Below are 1182 nucleotides of genomic sequence, written 5' to 3' on the forward strand. Positions count from 1 at the left end.
CCCCCGAAAAGGAGTCCTTATCATGTCTCAAGAACGTCGCGCTTTTTCGCGTGAATTCAAGCAACAGATGGTGGATTTAGTCGAAAATGGCAAAAGCAAAAAAGAAGTTATCCGAGAATACAATCTTGGCTCATCCTCACTCGATCGCTGGATCCTTCAAGCTAACCGTTCCGGTTCGTTCATTGAAAAAGAAAATCGAACGCCCGAGCAACAAGAGTTGATCGACTACAAAAAACGAGTGAAACAACTGGAAATGGAAGTCGATATTTTAAAGCAAGCCGCGCTGATCATGGGACGAAAATAGAGATTATTCAACAAAATCAGGATCGCTATTCGGTATCAGCAATGTGTAAAGTCCTCGGAATCAGCCGCAGTAATTTCTATTACGGAACGACGACTGCGGTGGTGAATCAACAAAAGAAAGAAGACGAAGAGCAGGCGTTAAAAAAGAAGATCTCTACGATCTTCCGCCAGCAACGCAGTGTGTATGGCGCAAGCAAAATCAAAGTGGAACTAGAACATCTGGGGGAAACCATTTCCAAGCGACGTATCCGTCGACTCATGCAAGAAATGGGACTCGTGTCGACGTATGCGCGACCGAGTTACAAACCGATGAAAACAGCAACCAACGAGGCTGCATATCGCAATGTGTTGAACCGCCAATTCAAGGTAGGCCAACAACTCACCATCCTGGTGAGTGATTTGACATACGTGAAAGTGGGAAGCAATTGGCATTATATCTGTCTACTTATCGACTTATATAACCGCGAAATCGTGGGCTCCAGCGCAGGCGCTCGAAAAGATGCCGCGTTGGTTCAACGTGCATTCGCAACCGTCAAACTGGACCTGCATGCGGTCTCGGTTTTCCATACCGATCGTGGATCCGAATTTAAAAACGAAGGAATCGATGAGATTTTGGAGGCGCATGGAATCGAGCGGTCGCTTAGCCAAAAGGGAAATCCATATGATAATGCGGTTGCCGAAACTACGTTTAAGACACTGAAAACCGAGTGGATTAACGGTCGGCGCTTCGAGTCGCTCAAGCAGTTGTCCCTCGAACTATTCGATTACATCAATTGGTATAACAACCTGCGAATCCATGGCTCGTTAGGCTACCTCAGTCCGGTTGCTTACCGGCTGTCTTCCCTTAAAAAAGTTGTTTGATTTTGTGTTGACTTACCA

At 46.1% G+C, this 1182-nt stretch carries 1 protein-coding gene; it reads left to right on the forward strand.

Going from position 1 to position 1182, the window contains the following annotated elements; translation table 11 throughout:
- Positions 1 to 22: 22 nt before the first annotated feature.
- Positions 23 to 1164 (forward strand): IS3 family transposase gene (locus AY633_RS08695; RefSeq protein WP_141705847.1). Its coding sequence is split into 2 segments (ribosomal slippage): positions 23 to 269 and positions 269 to 1164, totalling 1143 coding nucleotides; the frame shifts between segments, so codons are not numbered across the junction.
- Positions 1165 to 1182 lie beyond the last annotated feature (18 nt).

Origin of the sequence: Planococcus maritimus, assembly GCF_001592825.1 — a bacterium.
Taxonomy (GTDB): Bacteria; Bacillota; Bacilli; order Bacillales_A; family Planococcaceae; genus Planococcus; species Planococcus maritimus_C.